This window comes from Pseudomonas sp. Sample_23, assembly GCF_004307595.1.
In the GTDB taxonomy this organism is placed as follows: Bacteria; Pseudomonadota; Gammaproteobacteria; order Pseudomonadales; family Pseudomonadaceae; genus Aquipseudomonas; species Aquipseudomonas atacamensis.
Map to the genome: position 1 here is coordinate 1 of NZ_RCNX01000089.1, position 1,639 is coordinate 1,639.

Here is a 1,639-nt window from a genome sequence, read left to right on the forward strand (position 1 = left end):
CGGTGCGTGTCAACGTATCTGTCGCTTCACGGCTGTTTTAGGAGTCTATTACGCCCTTGTTTCAGGGCGCTCTGGATTCAGGTAAACAGCGTTTGCGAGTTTCCAATTACGTACTTCGCCGCTCCAACGGCTAGGGTTAGTTGCTTTGGCTGCCTTGTAAAGATTCTCCCGTGCCTGCAGTAACGCAGGTGCCTTGCCTTCGTGACGCTCATTGGGCGTCACGTATTTCAAGGCGCTATGACGATGCTCGTCGTTGTACCACTCAACGAATTTCTGCACCCAGAGTCGTGCTTCCGTGAGGTTGTCGAAGGGCCGCTCGGGCCACAGCGGGCAATACTTAGCCGTACGAAAAAGCGCTTCGGCATAGGCGTTGTCATTGCTTACTCGGGGTCGGCTGAACGACGGTTCGACGCCCAATGCAATCATGCTTTCTCGAAGAAGCGAGCCTCTCATTACGTGACCGTTGTCCGAGTGCAGTACCAGCGGACGACCCGCCGTACGCTCTCGTAAGCATCCTTTTTCAAGCAGTACGCATGCATGTTCTGCGCGTTCGGATTCGTGTACTTCGTTGGTCACTAATTTGCGGCTATAGATGTCTTTGACCATGTACCAGTAGTAAAAGCGACCTTTAACGGTGGTGGGTAACCACGTGATATCCCAACACCAAACTCGATTTGGGGCATCAGCACAATGTGTGGTCAAAGCTCGGCGCTTCGGAGCTTTGGCTCGGCCTCGACGGCTATTCTGATTTGCCTCTTTCAGCACCCGATAGAATGTTGATTCCGATGCCAGATAGATACCTTCGTCAGCTAACTTCGGGACAATCTGGTGCGGTGTCAGACTCGCGTAGCCAGGTTGATTAGCAGCATCCAAAACAGCCTGACGCTCTGCGACGCTGAGTTTGTTGGACGGTGCTTCGCGCTTGATGATCTGGCGCTTGTCGGCTTCGCAGTGTCGCCAACGCTGAACCGTCCGCAAACACAGCCCGATCTCTTTGCATGCACGAAACCGACGAGCACCACTTGCTACTGCCTCAGCGATCAGGCCCAAAGCCTGCACACGATCAGGGGCGCTGATCAGCCTTCCTTGTCCTTGCCCCAGATCGCATTGGCTTTTTTTCTGAGTTCCAGTAAAGCGACCGCCTCCTTGCAATCAGCATCGGATCGAAGCAGTTGTCGCTCCAGCTCCTTTATCCGTATTTGCTCGGTGGTCGGTTTTTTGTTGGGCTGAGGCTCCATCGCAGTGTTGGCATTCTGGCAAGCTTGGCGCCATTGCTGAATCTGCTCAGGATAAATGCCCTTGATTCGGCAATATTGTGAAAGCTCTACCTCGCTCAACGGCGCGGTTTCCAGAACGGCGTTGAATTTGTCGGCGCTGGACCACTGATTGCTGGTTTTATTATTCCCAGGAACAATCAATCCTTTATCTCTAGCCATTTGCCTCCAGTTTCGCAGTGACTGTGGGGTGACGCCGATTGCAACGGCGAGCTCTGCTACGGAACGGTTTAAGGGCGGCATCATTTGAAGAACAGCCCAGTCTCTGAAGTCATCGTCATAACGCTTCGGCATTGCTAGACACCTTCGCCCCCATGAATGGTTGAGTCAATCAACAGAGGTGACAGGTAGGCTGACACGGGGGG

At 53.4% G+C, this 1,639-nt stretch carries 1 pseudogene; it reads right to left on the reverse strand.

What is annotated here, in order from left to right:
* Window positions 1-48 precede the first annotated feature (48 nt).
* A pseudogene (locus D8U82_RS24210) lies at window positions 49-1,568 on the reverse strand (IS3 family transposase).
* Window positions 1,569-1,639: the final 71 nt, after the last annotated feature.